The 21,950-nt window shown below is 51.4% G+C and carries 19 protein-coding genes; 5 read left to right on the top strand and 14 right to left on the bottom strand.

The window, feature by feature from the left end:
• Positions 1–358 precede the first annotated feature (358 nt).
• The 3 genes from araD to QEH59_RS15345 form a co-directional block, all read right to left on the bottom strand.
• Positions 359–1,057, bottom strand: a complete 699-nt coding sequence (gene araD, locus QEH59_RS15355) for an L-ribulose-5-phosphate 4-epimerase AraD (RefSeq protein ID WP_308986264.1) — start codon at positions 1,055–1,057, stop codon at positions 359–361.
• A gap of 22 nt (positions 1,058–1,079) precedes the next feature.
• A complete protein-coding gene (gene araA, locus QEH59_RS15350; RefSeq protein ID WP_308986263.1) occupies positions 1,080–2,570 on the bottom strand; it encodes an L-arabinose isomerase in 1,491 nt (496 codons plus the stop codon).
• 88 nt (positions 2,571–2,658) lie between these two features.
• Positions 2,659–4,317, bottom strand: a complete 1,659-nt coding sequence (locus QEH59_RS15345) for a ribulokinase (RefSeq protein ID WP_308986262.1) — start codon at positions 4,315–4,317, stop codon at positions 2,659–2,661.
• 96 nt (positions 4,318–4,413) lie between these two features.
• On the opposite strand from QEH59_RS15345, the gene QEH59_RS15340 reads away from it, so the two are divergent.
• A complete protein-coding gene (locus tag QEH59_RS15340) occupies positions 4,414–5,448 on the top strand; it encodes a LacI family DNA-binding transcriptional regulator (protein WP_308986261.1) in 1,035 nt (344 codons plus the stop codon).
• Positions 5,449–5,571: 123 nt separating this feature from the next.
• On the opposite strand, the gene QEH59_RS15335 is transcribed toward QEH59_RS15340, so the two are convergent.
• A complete protein-coding gene (locus QEH59_RS15335; protein WP_308986260.1) occupies positions 5,572–6,021 on the bottom strand; it encodes an REP-associated tyrosine transposase in 450 nt (149 codons plus the stop codon).
• Between the two features lie 584 nt (positions 6,022–6,605).
• A complete protein-coding gene (acs, locus tag QEH59_RS15330) occupies positions 6,606–8,570 on the bottom strand; it encodes an acetate--CoA ligase (protein WP_308986259.1) in 1,965 nt (654 codons plus the stop codon).
• 194 nt (positions 8,571–8,764) lie between these two features.
• On the opposite strand from acs, the gene QEH59_RS15325 reads away from it, so the two are divergent.
• Positions 8,765–9,595 carry a ParB/RepB/Spo0J family partition protein gene (locus QEH59_RS15325; RefSeq protein ID WP_308986258.1) on the top strand — a complete coding sequence of 277 codons (831 nt, stop codon included), beginning with the start codon at positions 8,765–8,767 and terminating at the stop codon, positions 9,593–9,595.
• Positions 9,596–9,723: 128 nt separating this feature from the next.
• On the opposite strand, the gene QEH59_RS18890 is transcribed toward QEH59_RS15325, so the two are convergent.
• From QEH59_RS18890 to QEH59_RS15315, 3 genes are all read right to left on the bottom strand, one after another.
• Positions 9,724–9,924 carry a PLD nuclease N-terminal domain-containing protein gene (locus QEH59_RS18890; RefSeq protein ID WP_345785353.1) on the bottom strand — a complete coding sequence of 67 codons (201 nt, stop codon included), beginning with the start codon at positions 9,922–9,924 and terminating at the stop codon, positions 9,724–9,726.
• A gap of 367 nt (positions 9,925–10,291) precedes the next feature.
• Positions 10,292–11,236: a metallophosphoesterase gene (locus QEH59_RS15320; RefSeq protein WP_308986257.1), complete on the bottom strand. Its 945-nt coding sequence runs from the start codon at positions 11,234–11,236 to the stop codon at positions 10,292–10,294.
• Between the two features lie 101 nt (positions 11,237–11,337).
• Positions 11,338–12,570, bottom strand: a complete 1,233-nt coding sequence (locus tag QEH59_RS15315; RefSeq protein ID WP_308986256.1) for an aminotransferase class V-fold PLP-dependent enzyme — start codon at positions 12,568–12,570, stop codon at positions 11,338–11,340.
• Between the two features lie 140 nt (positions 12,571–12,710).
• Here QEH59_RS15315 and QEH59_RS15310 point away from each other — a divergent pair, with 140 nt between their 5' ends.
• A complete protein-coding gene (locus QEH59_RS15310) occupies positions 12,711–13,400 on the top strand; it encodes a hypothetical protein (protein WP_308986255.1) in 690 nt (229 codons plus the stop codon).
• A gap of 51 nt (positions 13,401–13,451) precedes the next feature.
• Here the strand turns inward: QEH59_RS15310 and QEH59_RS15305 are convergent, their stop codons facing one another.
• The 3 genes from QEH59_RS15305 to galE form a co-directional block, all read right to left on the bottom strand.
• On the bottom strand, positions 13,452–13,775 hold the full coding sequence (locus QEH59_RS15305) for an HU family DNA-binding protein (RefSeq protein WP_308986254.1): 324 nt from the start codon (positions 13,773–13,775) through the stop codon (positions 13,452–13,454).
• 146 nt (positions 13,776–13,921) lie between these two features.
• Entirely contained in the window at positions 13,922–15,145 is a 1,224-nt protein-coding gene (locus QEH59_RS15300) for a galactokinase (RefSeq protein ID WP_308986253.1), read from the bottom strand.
• A 20-nt stretch (positions 15,146–15,165) separates the two neighbouring features.
• Positions 15,166–16,146: a UDP-glucose 4-epimerase GalE gene (gene galE, locus QEH59_RS15295; protein WP_308986252.1), complete on the bottom strand. Its 981-nt coding sequence runs from the start codon at positions 16,144–16,146 to the stop codon at positions 15,166–15,168.
• Positions 16,147–16,315: 169 nt separating this feature from the next.
• Between galE and QEH59_RS15290 the strand changes: the two genes are divergently transcribed.
• Entirely contained in the window at positions 16,316–17,491 is a 1,176-nt protein-coding gene (locus tag QEH59_RS15290) for a XylR family transcriptional regulator (RefSeq protein ID WP_308986251.1), read from the top strand.
• Here QEH59_RS15290 and QEH59_RS15285 read toward each other — a convergent pair whose 3' ends face one another.
• The 3 genes from QEH59_RS15285 to QEH59_RS15275 form a co-directional block, all read right to left on the bottom strand.
• The gene (locus QEH59_RS15285) at positions 17,492–18,061 is read right to left on the bottom strand and encodes a hypothetical protein (RefSeq protein WP_308986250.1); all 570 of its coding nucleotides are present in this window, start codon (positions 18,059–18,061) and stop codon (positions 17,492–17,494) included.
• Between the two features lie 129 nt (positions 18,062–18,190).
• Positions 18,191–19,399: a DUF2851 family protein gene (locus QEH59_RS15280; RefSeq protein ID WP_308986249.1), complete on the bottom strand. Its 1,209-nt coding sequence runs from the start codon at positions 19,397–19,399 to the stop codon at positions 18,191–18,193.
• Between the two features lie 127 nt (positions 19,400–19,526).
• On the bottom strand, positions 19,527–20,381 hold the full coding sequence (locus QEH59_RS15275; protein WP_308986248.1) for a BrxR family helix-turn-helix transcriptional regulator: 855 nt from the start codon (positions 20,379–20,381) through the stop codon (positions 19,527–19,529).
• Between the two features lie 354 nt (positions 20,382–20,735).
• Between QEH59_RS15275 and cas7g the strand changes: the two genes are divergently transcribed.
• Complete coding sequence (cas7g, locus tag QEH59_RS15270; RefSeq protein WP_308986247.1) at positions 20,736–21,944, top strand: type I-G CRISPR-associated RAMP protein Csb1/Cas7g; 1,209 nt, start codon at positions 20,736–20,738, stop codon at positions 21,942–21,944.
• Positions 21,945–21,950: the final 6 nt, after the last annotated feature.

The following is a 21,950-nucleotide window of genomic DNA, read 5'->3' as shown; positions in this document are numbered from 1 at the left end:
TCGAACCGACGGCTCTTTCGGCGAAAGAGCCCTACCTGAATGCCCATCAACGATTCTCTCGACCGGTAGGGACGCCTCGCCGAGGCGTCCGTTCGGCGACCTGTCCGTAAACGACGGTGAACATTACAGACGCTCACTACGCCCTCGAACCCACGGCTCTTTCGGCGAAAGAGCCCTACCTGAATGCCCACCAACGATTCTCTCAACGGGTAGGGACGCCTCGCCGAGGCGTCCGTTCGGCGACCTGGCTGCAAACGACGGTGAACATTACAGACGCTCACTACGCCCTCGAACCGACGGCTCTCTCGGCGAGAGAGCCCTACCTCATTGATCGACCTCAACGATCGACCTCGTCCGCCTACTTCTGGCCGTAATACGCTCCAGCTCCGTGCTTGCGGAAGAAATGCTTCTCACGCAAATAGTTCGGCGCGGGACAGACAGTTGGATTGAGACTTAAACTATGCAAGGCCATGTCGGCCACAATCTCTAAGGCTTGCGCGGTCTCGACGGCTTTGGCGCCACTCACGCCCCACGCGAAAGGACCATGATTGCGCACCAACACGGCTGCAATCTCCATGGGGTTGAGCTCTGCAAAACGCTCAACAATCACATTTCCGGTTTCCCACTCGTATGCTCCCTGCACCTCGGCTGCGGTCATGTCACGAGTCACAGGCACGGGACCGTTGAAGTAGTCGCAATGCGTCGTGCCGAGGCATGGAATCTCTATCGCCGCCTGCGCAAAGGCCACTGCCTTGCGCGAGTGCGTGTGCACGATGCTACGCACGCCATGCTCGGCAAATGCGAGAAACAAACAGCGATGGGTCGGTGTGTCGGAGGAAAAGCGTAGCTCGCCTGCGACGGTCTGACCTTCGAGATCGACGATCACCATGTCTTCTGGCTTGAGCGCGGCATAATCCACCCCGCTAGGCTTGATCGCAAATACCCCGGCTGCGGCATCGAGCACGCTTACATTACCAAAGGTGAGGTCGACCAAACCGGTGCGCGGCAAGGCGATATTGGCCTCACAGCATTCTTCACGGATGTCCTTATAATTCATAACTTATCTTCAGTTGCGCGTTTTAAAGTCCGCGGATTCCGTGATACATCTCGCCGAGGCGCAGCTCTTGTTTGAAGGCGCGCATCTCGGTTTTTTCATCGATGAACACACATTCCACGCCCGCCATCTCGGAGAGCATCTCAATTTGATCGGCACTGACATCGAAGCTAAACGCGGTATGGTGCGCCCCACCCGCTTGAATCCATGCTTCGGCTGCGGTCTGCAAGTCGGGCTTGGCATCCCAAAGCACACGCGCGACGGGCAGCTTGGGCATATCTTGCTCGATAGCCACGCTCTCGACTTCGTTGACGAGAAAACGGAAGCGATTACCGAGATCCACCAGGGATGCGTTGATGGCCTGTCCTTCGGCGCCGTTAAACACTAGGCGCACAGGGTCAGCCTTGCCACCGATGCCCAGCTCGTGAATTTCACAACGCGGCTTGGACGCCGCAATACTGGGGCAAATCTCTAACATATGCGAACCGAGGCAACGCGCACCAGCGGGATCGAAATGATAGGTGTAGTCCTCCATAAAGGAAGTGCCCCCGCTCTTGCCTTGGCTCATGACCTTGAGCACACGCACCAGCGCCGCATGCTTCCAGTCCCCCTCGGCACCGAAGCCGTAGCCTTCGGCCATCAAGCGCTGTGTTGGCAGGCCGGGCAGTTGCTCCATGCCATGCAGGTCTTCGAAAGTGTTCGTATAGGCGCCATAACCGCCCTCCTCTAAAAAGCGACGTAGGCCGATCTCGATGCGCGCGGCCTCGCGCAGGGAATCGTGACGTACGGCGCCCTTTGCGAGCTCGGGCGCGAGCTCATATTCTTCGGCATACACTTCACACAAAGCATCGATTTGTGCATCGCTGGCCTCGTTGATCACAGCGACCAGATCTCCCACGCCATGGGTATTGACGGACATGCCAAAGACGCGTTCGGCTTCCACCTTATCACCGTCGGTGACCGATACGAAACGCATGTTATCGCCAAAGCGCACCACCTTGAGATGTTGCATTTCGTGCCAGCCCAAAGCGACGGCACTCCAGTCGGCCAACTGTGTGCGAACTGCGGGATCCTCCCAGTGCCCGACCACGACTTTACGTTGGATACGCATACGAGTCAAAATATGCCCATACTCGCGACCACCATGCGCGGACTGATTCAAGTTCATAAAGTCCATATCGATCGTGTCCCAAGGGATGTCGCGATTGAACTGTGTGTGTAGATGGCAGATCGGTTTAGTTAAATTAGACAAGCCATTGATCCACATCTTCGCCGGCGAGAAAGTGTGCATCCAGGTAATGAGTCCGATGCAATTCGTATCCCCACTCGCAGCCGTGCACGCGGCACGAATCTCGTCCGGCGTGGTCACGATCGGCTTGAATACAATTTCAACCGGGATGCTCACATCCGCATTCAGCGCACGTGCAATCGTCTCTGCATTCGCAGCGACTTGTTTTAAAGTTTCGGGGCCATAGAGATGTTGGCTACCAGTAATGAACCAGATTTGTTGTGTCATATTTTTTTTTAAAGTTGAATTTTAGAGGAAGTTGTAGGGGCTTCACTTGTGAAGACCGCAGTGGCTAGGCCACAACTCAGTGGTCTGATTAAATGCTTTCCTTAATATTGAGCAGTTGCTTCATCACCTGCCCCAGGTCGGCATTGCTGTTGACGCCACCGAAGGCGTCATGAATTTCCTGATACAATTTAAAGAGTTGATTGTAGGTGGCATGCGCCGCTGGATCAGGGCGATAGACGATGTCCTTAAGTGAGGTCATCGCGGCCTGCGCGCTGCTAAAGTCAGGGTGTGCGCCTGCCAGCACGGCGGCTCCGACAGCGGAGCCCAAGGCACAGGCTTGTGAGGAGCCGGACACGCGCATTTCACGCCCGGTCACGTCTGCATAGATCTGCATCAGCAGCGCATTCTTCTCGGCGATGCCCCCGGCACAAACAACGCGCTCGATCGGCACGCCATAGGCCTCGATGCGTTCAATGATCATGCGCGCCCCGAAGGCGGTGGCTTCAATCAAGGCGCGGTAAATCTCAGCCTGTGTGGTGTGCAAGGTTTGGCCCAGAATGAGTCCGGTCAATCGTTGGTCCACCAGTACGGTGCGGTTTCCATTATTCCAATCCAAAGCTAAGAGGCCACTCTGCCCGGGACGCTGGCTAGCCACGGCTTCGGTCAAGTCGCGGTGCATGGACTCGTCGTTTTGACAGGCGGTTTCCACCCACCATTTAAAGAGATCGCCACAAGCGCTTTGACCGGCTTCGATGCCGTAGAATCCCGGCAAAATCGCACCTTTCACGATGCCACAAATCCCGGGAATGTCGGCTACGGTATTTTCTGCCGACACGACGCCACAATCACAGGTGGACGTGCCAATCACTTTGACTAAGGTGCCCTCAGTCACGCCACAGCCGATCGCGCCAAAGTGCACATCGAACTCACCGACTGCGATCTCGATGCCTGCTGGCAAGCCTAAGGCCTCTGCCCACTCGGCACAGAGCTTGCCAGCTGAGTGGGAAATATCAACTGCCTGCGTGTAAAGACGGTCACGCAAATCGGCGAGCTTGGGGTCGAGCAAACTCAAAAATTCTTTGTCTGGCAAACCGCCCCAGTCTTCCGCGTAGAGTGCCTTATGCCCCGCCGCGCAGATCCCACGCACCACTTGCTTCGGGTCTTTAACACCGGCCAGCACAGAGGGCACATAATCGCAGAGTTCCACCCAACTGTAAGCGGCCTCGAAGACCTCGGGAGCCACGTTTAAGCAATGCCAGATCTTACTCCACCACCACTCGGAGGAATAAATATTTCCGCACTTCGCGATGTATTGCGGACGATGCGCCGCCGCCAGTTCGGTAATACGCTTCGCCTCGGCATGACTGGTATGGTCCTTCCATAACCAGCACTGCGCAGCGAGGTGATCCTTCCACGCCGCGTCCAATGCCAGCGGTGTATTGCTGGCATCCACAGGTATGGGACTGGAGCCCGTGCTATCCACGCCAATGCCAATCACATCTTTGGCGTCGAAATCGTCGCGCTGATTCGCCTGAGCCAAGGCGATGCGCACCGACTCTTCTAGCCCATACAAATAATCAGCCGGACTTTGCCGCGCGACATGCGCGTCCTTGGCATCCAATAAAATGCCCTGCTGCCCACTGGGATAATTCACTACCCCAGCGGCAAGTTCCTCGCCAGTCTGGCAATTGACAATAAGTGCACGCACCGAATTGGTGCCATAATCGATTCCGAGGGTATAAGACATGCTGTAAAACTACAGGCTCGCCGCACAGAAGGAAGCCGCCCAATACTTGACAGTAATGTAAGCAGACACATAGCTAGTGTGATGAAGCGCGTGACCATGTCCACCATCGGCGAAAAAGCCGGAGTTTCCAAAAACACCGTATCGCTGGCATTGCGCAATGATCCTCAAATCCCGGAGGCCACACGCCAGCGCATCAAGCAGATCGCCGACGAACTCGGCTACCAGCGCAACCCCACCGTAGCGCACCTAATGGCCGAATTGCGATCGGGAAACAGCACGGGGCCCAAGGCATCGCTCGCCCTGCTAAACGCCAACCAAGATCCGCAGGCATTTACCCGCCACCCAACCATTCCTACCTACGTGCAGGGCTGTCAACGACGCGCGCGTCAGATGGGCTACAGCTTAGACCACTTTTGGCTACACGACCCCGACCTAGACGGACGGCGACTAAATCAAATCCTCAGAGCTCGCGCTATTCGCGGTGTAGTGGTGGTGGGGCTGATGCGCAGTAACCGTCTACCAGAGGCTTTCGCCGAAACCTGGGAGCAGTATCCTTGCGTGGTCACAGGGGTGCGCACGCGCAAACCTGCACTGTCCTTCGCCTGCACCGATCATCACATCATCACCCTGCGCGCCTTTGAAAATGTGCTAGCACGCGGCTATCGTCGTCCAGGCCTGGTGCTTGATCGAACCATCGATCAGCTAGTCGAAGGGCGCTTCACCGCAGGCTATCAGATTGGGCAATCCTCACTACCGAGCCAACAACGACTCACGCCCTTCTATCAAGTAGCCGAGGCCGAAGCCCAGCCACAACTGTTTCAACAATGGCTCGAACATGAAAAACCCGATGTCATTTTCACGCTCTACAACAAGGTGCACGACTGGGTGGAAGCGCTGGGACTGAAGGTGCCGCAAGATATAGGACTCCTGCAACTCGAGCACCGCGCAGCCGCGCCCGAATGGGCCGGAATGAATCAGCACAACGACGTCTGCGGCGAGGCCGCCATCGACATGGTCATCAGTATGATTCACAGCGGCGAAAGCGGCGTGCCCCCCTACCCCAGAGCCACCTTGATCAGCGGCTCTTGGGTCGACGGAAAAACCGTGCGATCATTAGTAATCAACAGGTAGGGACGCCTCGCCGAGGCGTCCGTTCGTCGATCCGGCCGCAGACGAAGACGAAAATTACAGACACACAAAACGCCCTCGACTAACGGCTCTCTCGGCGAGAGAGCCCTACCTGAACAGACCGCTCTACGCGAAATCGTCCGAATCCCAACAGTAAGGCCAATCACATGGCTGCTTACACAGCCCCTTTCGGACTGGATTCAGACGAATATAATGCTCCTTTTCTTCAAGTGAATGAAGATCACGAATACGATGATCAAAAAAATCACGCTGCCAACCAACTCCCAACTTACGCGCCGTAAAACGCTTCCAATTAGCCATCGAAGCACTCATCGACACCTCACGAGAAAAGGAAATCAGTAAATGAAGATGATCCGGCATCAACACACATAGTCGAACCCACCACTCTCGTTTCTGATGTCGAAACTGAATACTGCCTTTTAACTCAACAGCCACATCTTCCCGACAAAGTTGATTCGTCTCACGCTTCGCACAATTAACTGTCACAAAATAGATCGCCCCCTCCGCCACCCAAGAAGGCACACCATGTGGCAATTGCTTACGCTCTGGTAACATACAAAAAATGACAACAAAAGCCTGCCCAAAATGCAATTAAAAGAGTCCGATGAGTAGGCACGCCAGGTAGGGACGCCTCGCCGAGGCGTCCGTTTGACGATACAGCCGCAAACGAAGACGAGCATCACAGACGCACACAGCCTCACCCGCCAACGGCTCTCTCGGCGAGAGAGCCCTACCTCAACAGGTCCGTTCGCCGATTCAGCCGCGAACGAAGACGAGCATCGCAGACGCACACAGCCTCATCCACCAACGGCTCTCTCGGCGAGAGAGCCCTACCTCAACAGCTCCGTTCGCCGATCCAGCCGCAAACGAAAACGAGCATCGCAGACGCACACAGCCTAACCCGCCAACGGCTCTCTCGGCGAGAGAGCCCTACCTCAACAGGTCCGTTCGCAGATCCAGCCGCAAACGAAGACGAGCATCGCAGACGCACACAGCCTCTAACCCGCCAATGGCTCTCTCGGCGAGAGAGCCCTACCTCAACAGGTCCGTTCGCCGATCCAGCCACAAACGAAGACGAACATCGCAGACGCACACAGCCTCTAACCCGCCAACGGCTCTCTCGGCGAAAGAGCCCTACCTCAGCCTTTCAAATATTGCTGCTGTAAATCCTGGACCACTGTTGGATCGGCCAGTGTCGTCACATTACCGAGCTCTTTGCCTTCGGCGATGTCACGCAAGATGCGGCGCATAATCTTACCAGAGCGCGTCTTGGGCAGATCCGAGGAAAACAAGATACGCTCAGGGCGGGCAAATTTCCCGATGCTCTTATCGATCATCGTGACCAGCTCCTTGCGCAAGTGGTCATCTTGCTCACGCCCATCGATCACGGTCACAAAGGCGACCAGCCCCTGTCCCTTGATCTCGTGTGGCACACCGACCACCGCAGATTCAGCCACATCCTTGTGCTCGACAAATACGCTCTCCAACTCGGCAGTGCCGATACGGTGACCGGATACATTCACAACGTCGTCCACGCGGCCAAGAATCCAGATGTAGCCATCCTCATCACGGCGGGCACCATCGCCGGGGAAATAATATTTGCCGTCCCACTTGCACCAGTAGGTGCCTTTAAAGCGCTGCGGATCTCCGTAGATACCGCGCAACATGCCCGGCCACGGTTTCTTAATTGCGAGAATGCCCGCTTCCACCGTCTCACCATCGTCGGTCAAAATTGCAGGCTCGATCCCGAAAAACGGCAGAGTCGCGCAGCCTGGCTTGGTCGCGGTCGCGCCCGGCATCGGCGTCAACATGTGGCCGCCGGTTTCGGTTTGCCACCAGGTATCCACAATCGGGCAACGTTCCGCCCCGATCATCTTATGATACCACATCCACGCCTCAGGGTTGATCGGCTCTCCCACAGTGCCAAGCAGGCGCAAAGACGACAGATCTTTACGAGTTACCCAGTCGTCGCCCCACTTCATAAAGGCACGAATCGCAGTCGGTGCCGTGTAGAAAATCGATACTTTATACTTCTCAATAATGTCCCAGAAGCGCCCTTCATCCGGATGGTTGGGCGCGCCCTCATACATCACCTGAGTGACGCCATTTTGCATGATGCCATACACGATATAAGTGTGCCCGGTGATCCAGCCCACATCAGCGGTGCACCAATACACATCATCCTGTTTGAGGTCGAAGACATACTTCGAAGTCAAATAACTATACACTTGGTAGCCCGCAGTGGTGTGCATGATGCCCTTAGGCTTACCAGTGGTACCACTGGTGTAGAGCAAGAAGAGGAGATCCTCCGCCTCCATCTCCTCAGCCGGGCATTCGTCCTCCACATCGGCCACTAAATCATGATACCAGCTGTCGCGACCTTCCTGCATGTTGCAGTCGACCGGGTGTGCATCACCACGCTTCACTACGACCACATCTTTCACGCACTCACAGCCCGCAATGCCTTCATCCACGATCTGCTTTAATTCCAACATCTTGCCACGGCGGTAGCCCCCATCGGCAGTGATCACCATGCAGGTCTCACTATCGAGCACACGGTCACGAATCGAGTCCGCAGAGAAGCCCGCAAAAATCACCGAGTGCACCGCACCGATACGCGCACAAGCCAGCACCGCAATGGCCAACTCCGGAATCATCGGCAAATAAATTGCGATACGATCGCTCTTTTTCACACCACGCGCCTTCATCGCATTGGCGAAACGGCAGACTTCGAGGTGCATCTGCTTGTAACTAATGTCACGCGCATCGCCCGGTTCGCCCTCCCAGTGGATCGCGATCTTGTCACCACGCCCCGCTTCAATGTGACGGTCTAGGCAGTTGTAAGAAAGATTAGTGCGACTGCCATCAAACCATTTAAAAAACGGCGCTTCGGATGTGTCCAACACGCTGTCCCACTTTTTAAACCAATGTAGCTCTTCAGCCGCTTCGGCCCAGAAAGCTTCCGGGTCTTGAATGCTCTTTTCGTAGAGCGCTTTATAGGCAGCTTCACCACTAATGTGGGCAGACGCAGCAAATTCAGAGGCAGGGGGAAACTTGCGGTGCTCATGCGAGACCGATTCCATCGAGGAATTATCAGTTGTCATGGTAGTGGGTAGAATTCAGTTCAGGGTCTTATCAGGCACAAAAGCATACCTGATATCAGCGATTAAAGGCAAAGCCGCGCGCAAATAAGGTCAATGACATTTACGAAAAAACGCAGTCCTGCGGCCTATTTGCCTACATTTTAAAATCTCCAGTTGTCATCCACGAATCCCTTGATCAAAAAGGCGCGCTCACTATGCAAACCAAAGATTTACGACTCGACAAAATTGACATTTACGGCGGCACCCAAGCACGCGTCGCCACCAACGACGAAGCCATTTCCAGCTACGCTGAAGCCATGCTAGAAGCTGCTCAGTTTCCTCCAATAATCACTTACTACGACGGCACCAAGTATTGGCTGGCCGACGGCTTTCACCGCTTCCTTGCTGCGCAACGCAATGAATACGACGAGATTCCTGCCGAAGTACATGAAGGCTCACGCACAGATGCCCTGCGTCACGCACTCGGTGCCAATGTCACCAACGGCATCTACCGTTCCAACGCCGACAAGCGTAACGCAGCGGAGATTGCACTCGAAGAGTGGCCGGAAATGTCCAACGCGCTGATCGCCTCCATGTGCAAAGTTTCCCCCGATCTCGTCCGGCGCTGCCGGATGGAGATGGAAAAGGAAAACCGCATCGAGAGCCAAAGCCAGGTCACTGGCAAAGATGGCAAACAATACCCGACCGGTATCGAGCGTGAACCACGCGGCGGCAGTCAAAAAGTCGAGAACGACGGCTCTCCCAGCGAAGGCTCAGGCGGCGGCGGGGGCGGCGGTGCCAAAGGTAAAGGCGAAGAACGCGGCACAGGCGGCGCTAGCATGGAGATCGAAGCTGACGCCCGGAAAATGATTCGCGAAGGCGAAATCAAGCACTCCGAACTCGACAAACTAAAGAGCGCCACGGCCATCGACTACGCCGAAACCGCACTTAATTTGCTCAACCGCATGAAGCCCGACGACCCACGCCGTCCCGACGCCGTGCGCCGCATCGAGCGCTGGTTGGCCACCGAAAAAGGCATCGCCTAAGAACGACCTATAATGCTCAAGCCCCAGGGGCTACGTATCACGTTACTGTAGCCTTTCGGGCTGTGATAAATTTGTGTCGCAATCTAATGATTCCTCCAGATCGTCCTGTATCAGAATGAACCTTCATTTTAACGTCTCCTCGGCCTGGAATCGGCCAAACGCCGACGCTCACCACGACGTACCAGAAAATAAATTAAGGCTCCGATCCAGTTTGTGAACACGATCACTAAAACCCAGACTAGCTTATCATTTCCATCCGAACTTTCATACTTCAAGCAATCCACTAACATCCATATCCAAAACGCGAAAGCTCCGATACCAAACAGCATAAAGCCACAAAAAAAGATTACTTGAAAAACGATCAATAAAGTGGGGATATCTGAATTGTGCATACTGAAACTGTGCGAGTCATATAAACCACTTCTAAAAATATATGATCTATAAGCTTGGCCTTTGCGAAGCCTCGAAACTTTGTTTTGGGGGCGATCGCCATCGCCCGGTTCCGAGAACCGAGGTTACGTTACAAAAGACATATCTATTAGGACCAAACTTTTTTCGAATGGGTACAATTTAATGAATATTCCCCATCGCGAATTCGTCAACAAGTGCCAGAAGAAATGTTCAAAAGGCTTGGCTAGCTCGCGGCCTTTAACTTGCGGAGCACAATTCGCATTCTATTGTATAATCAAGTAAAACTCAGCAGCAACGCAGTGTGTGCAGCGTAACCTCAGAAGGGCAATTTAAGCGTGCAGGTAAGCCACTCGCACCAGTACCACGGCTAGTATAGCCTTGCAGATTCCCCTCACTCCATCTTCCCGCGAGTATATGACGTGGAGAACTGCCGTCATGGATCAAAACATACCCTCCGGGCAAGCAAATCTGCCCTCCATGTGTGTGGCCCGCCATCAGAAAATCGATCCCCATCTCCGCAGCGATCGCGTAAGTTTGTGGCGAATGTGAGAGCAGCACCTTGACTGCGCGAGCTGGCACTCCGAGTAAGGAGCGCTCAAAGCAATGAGTACGATAGAAATTAGGGTCATCGATACCGATCAAATAGAGCTCAGCACCTCCACGACGTAGCACAGCGTGTTCATTGAGTAAAAATCGAATACCTGCAGCTTCCATTGCAGGCACTTTAGCCAGACAGTCATGATTGCCCAACGTCGCAAATATTGGTTGTTCCACCTCTGATATGATATCGATGGTCGCTGCGGTGGCCCCCGAGTGATCACCAAAAATGCAGGTCCGATAATCCCCCGTCAGAGCCATACAGTCATAGTTTAGCGGGGCAATCACCTCCTTCACGCGAGCGGGAAAGTCTGGATGTAAATCTGCATGTAAATCGGTGAGTTGCAAAATTGTATAGCCGTCGAATTCAGCCGGAAGATTAGCCAATCTCACCTCATTACGCACCACTTTTATGTCGAAATAATTACGAACCGCGCGCTGCCAAAAACCACTAATTTTCAAACAAAACCGGATCAGTGCGTAAGTATCCCACTTATGCTCTAGGCGAAAAATCCCCTTGCCCTGTCCCTCACCACGATGATCCCGCATATGCTTCTCCGCAGCCATACGGGCTGCAAACTCGGTCTCACCAAGGCGAGCCGCATAAGGTCGAAGATCTTCAGATGTAGGCATACGTCAAAAGTTAGCTTTGAATTTCGCTGAAAAGCAACTCCTAGGTCGGTTACATTCAATAACAGCTCTCACAAAGGCTAAAGCCAACTAAGAAAATACATCTACCCAAAAAACCGCTGCATCTTAGTCACCGCGGTAACGAGACGATCGACATCTTCGAAGTTATTATAGAATGCAAAAGATGCCCGTGCAGTCGCTGGCACGCCAAAGCGCTTCAGTAATGGCTGAGTACAATGATGACCAGCCCTGACAGCGACACCATCAGCATCCAGGAACGTGCCAATATCATGCGGGTGAATCTCGTTCATCACGAACGACAAAATGGAAGCCTTCTGCTGCGCAGTACCAATGATACGCAAGCCATCAATTGCAGACAATTTTTCGGTCGCATCGACCAACAAAGCATGCTCATGGGCCAAAGCCCCCTGGCGGTCTAATTGATTGACATAATCAATCGCTGCCGCAAGGCCAATGACACCCTCAATATGAGGCGTACCTGCTTCAAATTTACCCGGAATCCCTTTAAAGGTGGTGCCATCGAAATCCACTCGCTCAATCATATCCCCCCCACTCTGGTAAGGAGGAAACTGATCGAGCCATTGACGCTTTCCCCACAGCACTCCAATCCCAGTCGGACCAAATACTTTGTGACCGGAAAACACAAAAAAGTCGCAGCCTAAATCAGCCACATCTACTGGCATATGCGGCACTGACTGACAGCCATCGAGCAGCACTGGAATATCGTGTTTATGCGCTTCTGCAACCAATGCTTTAGCTGGGTTAATACTCCCTAGAGCATTCGATACATGAACTAAAGCGACTAGTTTCGTCCGCTCAGATAGTAATTCACTGAAAGCATTCACATCAAGCTCACCTGCCTCGTTGACAGGCACCACTTTCAGCACCGCACCAGTCTTTTCAGCAGCCAGCTGCCAAGGCACGATGTTAGCGTGGTGCTCCATATGTGTGATTAAGATTTCGTCACCTTCGGAGAGCTGTGTTTCAATAAAACCGTGAGCGACGAGGTTGATTCCCTCCGTCGCACCACGCACAAAAATGACCTCATCAGCATCAGCCACACCGATAAAATGAGCCACTTTAGCCCGTGCAGACTCGTACGCGTCGGTCGCCTTCTCACTAAGGTAGTGGACCCCACGATGAATATTCGAATTCTCCGCTCGATAATAACGATCAATTGCTTCTATCACAGCCGCGGGCTTTTGCGAAGTGGCCCCGTTATCCAGATAAGTCAAAGGCTTACCTCGAATCTCGGTGGAGAGAATGGGAAAATCCGCGCGCACGCGGGTATAATCAAATATTGCTGAAGTCGTCACACGGGAAACTCTCGCTGATCGCGTAGGAATCTCAACTGAAAAGGTAAAGAAGTACTCACCAAAGCAATTATAAGTTTAGAAATAGTACACCAAGCATGGATTGAGTTGGCATTTTCCCCAGAATCCACATGTCTTCTTGTATGATCAATCACAGGGAAGGTAAAATAGTTGGCATACTTCTTGGACTCACGACCTTGATAGTGGCCACCGTGTTAGGTCTTTCCTTCTACTTCTCCAGTTCCAGCATCCACAGTCTACTGACCGAAAACCACGCACTTAATAAAGCCATCAGTAATCTGACCCATGAAGAACAAATTGGCTTTGTAACTGTGCTCTCCCAGGAAACTGACGCCCTGGGGCAAACCTCCACTGTGCTAAAATTTGTGCAAACCGCTGCTGGTCAACCCAAGCAAGTTGTAGATGAACAAATCTTTACACTACAGGGTAACGTCGTTCACTTCGATGCACTCATCGTTAAGTTCAACAACCACTCTGTACGTGAAGGCAAGCAGCGGGCCTTGTACCTGTGGCGGCGCATCTACGACGAGCACACGGCTCCTGAACAAGGGCAAATCATTACCCAGCCCCAAAGTGCCCCCGAGCGCTACTATGCCATTAGCAAATCTTTAAAAATGAAGGATCGGTCCGTATTCTGGGAGGCCATCTGGTCGCTGGCCAACGATCCAGAACAATTGAGTGCATATGGCATCAGCGCAGTTTTTGGCAACGTCATCTATACCAAAGTCGAACCTGGTAAGGTGTACCTATTCAAAATAAATGCATCCGGACAAATTTACCCCGACGTGCTGGACTTTCGAGCCACACCATAAAAAAGCTTCACGCATCCGACGTGAAGCTTCGAAACCAGGCCTAAGCACAGTTTAAAGTTTAGCCGCAATAGATGGGGCTGCCTTGAAGGATATTTTTTTCTTCGCCTTTACATTGACCGAAGATCCATCCAACGGATTGCGTCCCTTACGTGGCGCAGAGGCTCCTAAATAAAAATTACCTACACCAGGCAAAGGAGCCACAACCGAAGGCTTCACAGCAGCTTCCCCCTTCTTAGGCTTCTTAATTCCTTTGGCAGCCTTCTTTAGGACTTTTAAGTAGACGGCACCGACAGCATCCAGAGTGCGTGCAGCCTCTGCCTTACTTTCTAGACCAAGCTCCTGCTGGAGCGCTTCAACGAGTTCAATCTTTGACATAATATTATTTTATCTGGTTAGAAGTTACCGCACCTGCGGCAACACGAGACAACCAACATAGACACAGTTACATAAATACCAAGCATTTATGAAGCAAAAGTCACCACTTAGGCTTTATCTATTGCGATATTTTATAATGTGTTCCACTAGACACTTAGCGCCTCTGTCACGATACCATCTGTGATCTGGCAAACATGAACTGCGTAATGATCGCTATATTGAGGATGTGCTAGCGGATAGGCTCGCGTAACAGCAGTACTCAGAGCTTCAAATGCCTCCGCATCAATAATGGCTCCACTGGCTCCTTTATCACCACCACCAAGCATGCGTTCACCGTAAACGCCTTCAACTGTGCGGGCAATGTCACACATACTTTCCAACTCCGGCCCACTAATCTCATAATCATCACGTAAACCAATGCCATCAGCACGGAAATTGCGTCCCACACGGGCAATGTCACCCGCACGCCAAGCAGCAAGCGTATCTGCAAAGCGACATTGTGCCTCGTATAAATATTTAAGCCGCTTTCCAGCACTGGCAGGTGCCACCGCCTGCAAATGACGATTCGCAGCCAAATAAGTGGCCTCAGAGTCGACATCCGCTAGAGTTTGGTAGCCAAATTCTGCCGCCAGCTGAGCGCGAATATCTTCACATTCTTCGCGACGCACCTTGTAGGTCGATTTCTCCAAGCCAGGCCGTTTGGTGCCAGTGTCTAAGCTCACAATACGAAAAGCATCAGGATTGCCACCAAAAGGCACATGCTCAATACTATGCGTATTCGGATTAAAATAAGTTCCCATGCCGGCCTTAGCAAAATAAATCATGATCTGATCCAATTTGCCACAGGGTGAACCAATATAATCAGTCTCCACCATTTGCGCCAAATCGACGATTCGCATGCCATCGAGCACCTCAATTCCATTCACCTCCAAATAGGTAAGAATCAAATTCAAAGCCAAGGATGCCGAGCGCGACATACCCCCCCCCGGAATATTACCATAGAGCACCGCATCAAAACCAGTGTTCAACGCATAGCCCTCACGCTGTAAAACATGCGCCACTCCATGCGGGAAACGGGCCCAACTATTCAATAAGCTCCCCGCATCTGCAGGCCGATCGACTGCTAATTCCACAACTCCATCTTCTGGAAAATTTTCACTGAAAATACGTATGTGACCAGTGGTATTTGGCTTGTAGGCGAGCCAAATATAACGGTCGGTTCCCACACCGAAAAGCTCCATTCCGTTATAATCACCATGCTCAACGCCGAAGCAAAAGCGAGATGAACTACGACGAACTTGGCCGCCGCTAATATCGAGGCCGTGCTTTATAGCAGTTGCATACAGTTTCTGATGAATCTCTGTTTCCATAATGGGGTATAAATAAATTCTTAGTCTTGATAACCATTCGGATGGGCCACATGCCAAGCCCAAGCACTCGCAATAATCGACTTCAAGTCTGGATATTTTGGCTTCCAGCCAAGTTCTGAGACAATCTTGCCGCTGGCAGCAATCAAAGTTGCAGGGTCTCCCGCACGACGTGGTTGAACCTCAGCAGGAATGGCATGGCCTGTCACTTCACGCGCAGTCTCAATCACTTGCTTTACCGAATAGCCTTGTCCATTGCCCAAATTGTACACCTTGTCACCATTCTCAATCGCACCCAGTGCCAGGATATGCGCCTGCGCAAGATCGATAACGTGAATATAATCTCGGATGCAGGTACCATCAGCAGTATCATAATCATCCCCAAACATATAAATCTTCTCACGTTGACCCAACGCAACTTGCAGAACCAATGGAATCAAATGCAACTCAGGCGTATGATCTTCGCCTCGTAACTCACTGGCACCCGCCGCATTAAAATAGCGAAGTGCCGCATAATTGAAGAATGGATACACACGCGACATCCAATGCAAGTAACGCTCAATGATATACTTGGACTCCCCGTAAGGACTGCCAGGTACAATCCGCTCATCTTCTGAAATCGGCACACGCTCAGGATCATCAAATAAGTTTGCAGTCGACGATAAAATGAAACGTGGCACCTCAAATTCCACCACACACTTCAATAAGTTGAGCGCATTCGAAACGTTATCTCCTAAATATAAAAAAGGATCCTGCATCGACTCTCCAACTAAAGACTTGGCCGCAAAGTGCATGATCGCCTCCGGGCGAAAACGCCCCATTGCGTCACGAATGGATTCCACCTCAGCAAGATCCCCCACGACCAATTCCGCTTCCGGGTGCACCGCCGCGCGATGACCGAGCGACAAATTATCAAATACCATGACCTCGTGACCCGCTAAGATCAACTGCTCGACGGCAACACTGCCGATATAACCGGCTCCTCCAGTGACAAATACTTTCATGTAATGCTCTCTTTTATTCAATCAGTCTAATTAATTTGGCGACACTCCGACGCGGAGCTAGCTAGATCCCTAGCTGGCAATCCACTCGATGCAATGAGTTTAACAAATTCGATATGAAATAATCTAGACACGATCGCATCTAAAAACTTATAGATTGGGTCAAAACCTCATGCCTCGAATTGCCATCTTAGTCGAAACATCGCTTGCCTCTGGCCGTCAGATCCTAGCGGGCATATCACACTTTCTAAAACAGCGGAATGACATCTCAGTGTTTCATCATAGCGGCCAACTGGGCCAGATGCACCCCGATTCTTTAATCGATTGGCAGGGAGATGGTATCATTGCGCGCGTTGTGGATGCTTCCGTTGCAAAGCTATTAATCGAAACAGGTCTGCCCACTGTTGATGTGCTTGGAAACGTTCCTGACTGTGGCTTCCCACTAGTCAAAACCAACAATGATACAATTGGCAGTATAGTAGCCGAACATTTTATTCAAAACGGTTTTCATCATTTCGGTCTAATCGGATTGGGCAAAGAGAATTGGTCACTGGAACGCGAAGCTGCCTTTTTCAAGTCTGCCAATGAAATCAGTACAACGCCACACAGCCTGCACCTAAAATCTACCGACAGTGAAATCGTACACATCAGCCACAGCTTAGCAGCCATCCGGGACTGGCTGCCCAAACTGCCAAAGCCTATCGGGGTTCTCGTCACTAGTGATCAGTTTGCCCCCCTGCTGTTCCAAGCGGCCCACGAATTAGAACTACGTATCCCTGAAGATATCAGTATTGTCGGAGTGGACAACGACGCCCCCTACTGCGACCTCTGCCGTCCGGCACTCAGCAGTGTCGACCCCAACCATGAAGAAGTGGGTTATCAAGCTGCACGCCTGCTAGAAGGACTCCTCACTGGTGCAGTCACGCACCCACAGAACATCACAGTCAGACCGCACATGATCCACTTGCGCCGCTCAAGTTCATTCTTAGCTGTCAATGACCCCCAGCTCTCAAAAGCGATGGAATTCATACGTATTAAAGCATGTAAAGGTATTTCAGTTGACGAAATCGCCCAGCACTGCGGCCTCTCACGTAGCGTGCTTCAACGTAGATTTCGCAGTCAAATCAACCGATCCGTTGGTGACTGTATTCTCAATGAAAAACTAACCCGAGCCAAAGAGCTCATCTATGCAGGTAATCTATCGATGAATCATATCGCAGAACTGAGCGGACTGAATTCACAAGAGTATATGAGCCAAGTATTCCGCAAACATCTACACCAAAGCCCCAAAGAATTCAAAGCAAGACTGCCCCATACCTTTAGCACGCATTCAGCACAAATAGAATAACTACTTTTTCCGCTCGGCTACCTTAGATTCAAGCTCCGTGCGCTCAGCTATAAGCACATTAATACGATTGCGTAGAGTCCGCTGCTTAACCTGACTCTCACTCCGCTGGTATTGAGTATCCAGTTCATCAATTCTAGAATTGATTCTGGCAATCGCAACCCCGAGCTCTGTGAGATATAAATCCTCTGTACTCACTTTTCCTACTTCTTCTAGTTCAACAGGCTGCAATAGCCCTGAATTTGGGTAGCTCAATACTGTTGCCCTCGAAGTTCTATCCAAATCTTCAATCTTAAAGATGAAGGCTAACTGATCTGACAGGCGCTTGAACTGAATATGCGTCGCATCGCGAGCAACTAATAAAACATCCAGTCGACTTCCATCTTTGCGAACAATCTCGATTTCATCTGGATACTCAAGCCCCTGCTGCTCCAGTAGCCCCTGCTGCTTAGCTGAAACTATTAGCTTCCCCCCGCTCTCCGCAGGCTCACCGCGATCAATACGCAAATACAGTTCATAACCAAGGAAGACTGTTAACCCCAGAAATATAATAGTAAAAAGAAAATTCTTCATGGCGCACGATTAAACAACTAACGCCATTAGCACAAAGAAAAAAGTAACGATTTATCAGAATAGATCCCACATCTAGCACCTATAAAATTCATAGTAATCCTCCCCCAAACCGACCACAAAAACATATAACTAACGATGCATCAACAAATGCAAGCCACCTTGCAGTTGTCCATTGGAAAACGGATTCGAGCGACTCATAATCTGCGCCTGTTTTAGAAAGCGATAAAGCGCATCCGGCGCATCACCGGCCGGCCAATGTTGCCAATACGACGTCAGGTCTGCGATTCCAGCAGCATGCCCCAATGGCAATACGGCATCACAAATCAAGGTATTCAGTCGCTTCGAACTGATTGCATTGCTAAAAACATACTGAGAAAAACGTTCAATCAAAGGGGTAATCCCCTGCCTCTGGCGAAAGGTCGCTCCCGAAATATTGAGCTCTTGACTCTCATCCCAGGCAGCAGCCCCTGCTCCGGTATCAGAAATTACCGACAAAACATGCCGTAAGCGCTCCGGCCAATCCCGGTGCTGGCGGCAAATCGTCGCATACTGCTGCAAACGATACTTTGGATGATTCGCAGGTCGCAGGCCACTCAAGCGCCATGCACCCATTTCTTCTTCAAACAGCTGTAAGGCATCCGCACGCTCAGTGGCAAAATCATCGATCGTATAACACAACGCCAAGCGCGACATTGGCGCCCGGTTACGCGCATAGCCTAAAACCTCCAAACAATACTGATGACAGGCTTCATCCCAAGAAGCCCCCGACAAACGCTTCGCAGCGAAATCAACCTTACGCATCCAGCGCGTCCGTGCTCCAGACTCTAAAATAGCACGACGCTGCTGTAAGGGTTGCTGCATAAATTGCAGTATCCACTCCCGCTCTTCTACCTGTTCCAATTCCAACAAAGCATCCTCCACCGCATAATCCTCCAGATCACGCTCCAGCAAAGGCATTAAATAAATAACTTCCGGTTGCAAGCCACGCTCTGTCTGCACCCGCAGTTCTGGTTCATTCGCATACAGCACTACATGTAGACGAACATCGTTGAAATTAGGATTCACGCCATGCCCATGCAGATGCCAATCTTCAGCATCAAAGTGCACCTCTACATCTCCCACCACCAGCTCGCCTCCCAGTTCAAGACGTGCCTCTAAAAAGTCAGGGCCTTCTAGTAAATTCCAGCGCCCCGGATCCAACACCCGCAAGCTTCGGCCTCCAACAGTCTTCAATTCAGTTTGATCAAAATCCCCTCGCAACCAAATCTTTTGCAAGACTCGCTCCGAAAGGCTAAACGGCCCATATAGCCCCTGAATTTCCTGAACTTCGTTTTTCAAAACAAAAAGAAAATGAGCGATCAAAGCCGTCAGGTCAATCCGAGTATCGACCTAAAATCCGGAACAAACATAGCGTGTCTATGATTCTCATCAATGGAATTAGACAGTGAAACATGCGCCCCCAAGCTCATATCCTCCCAAACCACTCTAACTGCTGCAATTCATTCAACATGGGCGGCTCCAACGGCTCTTGCACAAAGCCCAATCGACGCAAGGCATAGATGCGCATAGCCCGTCGCACAGCCAACTGCAATCGCCCCGACTCCATCCCATAGTCCATTTCCAAAGCTGTACGTTGATGTTTACTCAACTCCGGATTGGGGCGAAAAGTTAATGTCTCCGTCTCCAACCAGTCCACATCCACCAAATCTTCAAAAAGACAAGGCTTCCTCCGTCCCACAGTTTGAAAGCGGCCAATCACAAAATCCTTAAACAGCTCACTGCGGTGACAATACGCCCGCACATGCCAGCGCAAACCGTCAAAACCAAAGCCGCGCGGGCTCAGCCAACGCGTCTCAGAACTCCCCGATTTGACGGACCAATAAGCGGCCTCAACACATTCCTGATTGCAAGCCGCTAAAGACAACTTTCGGTGTAATGCCAGATCCGCCACTCGCCGCGGGCGACTGCCCCCCAGTACAAATTCGCCAAATTCAAGGCCATCACGCATGGCAGCCCCCACAACTTCCATGTCCTCGCTAAAATTTGGCTCGCGCAGCACCGTCTGCATTTTAGCCGCCGCCACATAACACTTGCGCCGCACATCATACTGACACGCTCCAGAATTTAAAGTCGTGTAAGACACCAGATCCTTCGTCGCCTGCGGCAACGAAATCCCAAAGTGCTCGCACAAATCCCGGCGATTGATCGAGCCACGCCAATACAACAAGCGCTCAATAAACAACAAGCGCTGCTTTTCACTCCATCCTGCAATCGTTCGATCCATCCCCATAATAAATAAGACCAGTAAACAATCGAGCACTATAAAATCAAGCCCCAACATACTAGTTAACTTTTTATGACCTATCTACTTTTTAGTGTTGATTTTCAATTAAGTCAGGCACACATATGACTCCGCCCAAAGGAGCGTTTGTAAATAATCTATAAAACGCTCGCATAAAAAGATAGCGTTACTTACATAATCTTATCGTACCCCATGTCCTTTTACGCTCATACGAAAATCACCCCAACCGGAGAACCCGCTCCTCAAAATGAATGGGAGCCCTTGTTTAGCGCTTCAATAGATTTAGCTAAATCGAACTACCTACGCCCTTCTCCTCTCTCCCCGCTACCCTCTCCCCCAAAAAACTCACTCAGATTAAGACAAAGAAACCTCATGAAAAACATAGACCTAGCACTCATCCAGAACGCAATTAAAGGCCCTGCAGCCGCTTTTCGTTGCCGAACTCACCTTCAACCCGCAGGAGGTGAAGGTGATAAGACCTTCCCTCCTACGTATGCTGGTGCCGTTTACGCGACCGAGCATCGCCGCGTAAAACAAGCAGACGGAAGCTTCGAAACGATTCCCTGCATCTTACTCGACTCGGTGCAGTCCCAAGCCAATCGCATGGAATTGGCACTCCAGCAAGCAATCGACAACGGACGATTCAAAGAGTGCCCCATCCCACTAATCTCTGTCAGTTTCGCGGGTGAAGATTTGCTCAATGAAATAGGCACGATCACCAGCTTCGAGGCACCTCACCGTGCTGCAGATGCAATATTGCGAGATTCTCTTCACGAAGGCGTTCCATTTCGTAAATCTGAAATAGGAAAAAAGCTCGATTTTGTAAGCCTTCAGAATGCGACCCCACTCTATGAAATTTGCCCGACGGCACTCATTTTTGGCATCTGGGACTCTACTGGCCCCAAAGGAGGTTTAGGGGCAAAATTCCAACGTGCTCTCGTTTCCGAAATCGTCGGAATCAACGCAATAAATGGCACAAAAACGAGCAGCCGTATCGATCCTCTCGAAATCCGCGCAGCAGCAAAGGTTTTAAAATCTAAAGATGGCTATCAACTTGCAGAATCCGAAAAAGACAAGAGCGCAGTCTCACCATCGGAAGTAAATCACGGCAATATACCCCCATCCATTGATGATCAAACTGGTGGCGTGACGATTGACTACGCAGAACAAACAATCGTCCTCTCTTTACCCGCACTCCGCCGCCTCAAATTTCCCGATGCTGACGGAAAAACATCACCCGAACGCGATGCCGCCGGACAAACCGTATTAGCCACCCTCGCGATAGTCGCCGTCTCGCTCGCCGCAGAGAACGGCTACGACTTGAGATCTCGCTGCCTCCTTTGGCCAGATGAGCAACCAAACCTCAAACTACTAGAAAAGCCAGGAGTTGAACCAGCAGCCCTATCCATTGAATCTGATGCCGCCATACAAGCACTCACTGAAGCAGTCGCAACAGCTGAGAAACTTGGCCTCACATGGCGCAAAGAGCCACTCAATCTCACGCCTGCGCCACAACTAGTAGCTTTGCTGAAAAAGAGCCAAGAAATCGCCTCAGCAGAAGCTATCACCGAAGAAGCTTAATATCCT

The organism is Thalassobacterium sedimentorum (assembly GCF_031127905.1).
GTDB lineage: Bacteria > Verrucomicrobiota > Verrucomicrobiia > Opitutales > Coraliomargaritaceae > Thalassobacterium > Thalassobacterium sedimentorum.
The sequence above is the reverse complement of the archived record's forward strand: the minus strand, read 5'-3'. Positions and strand labels throughout refer to the sequence as shown.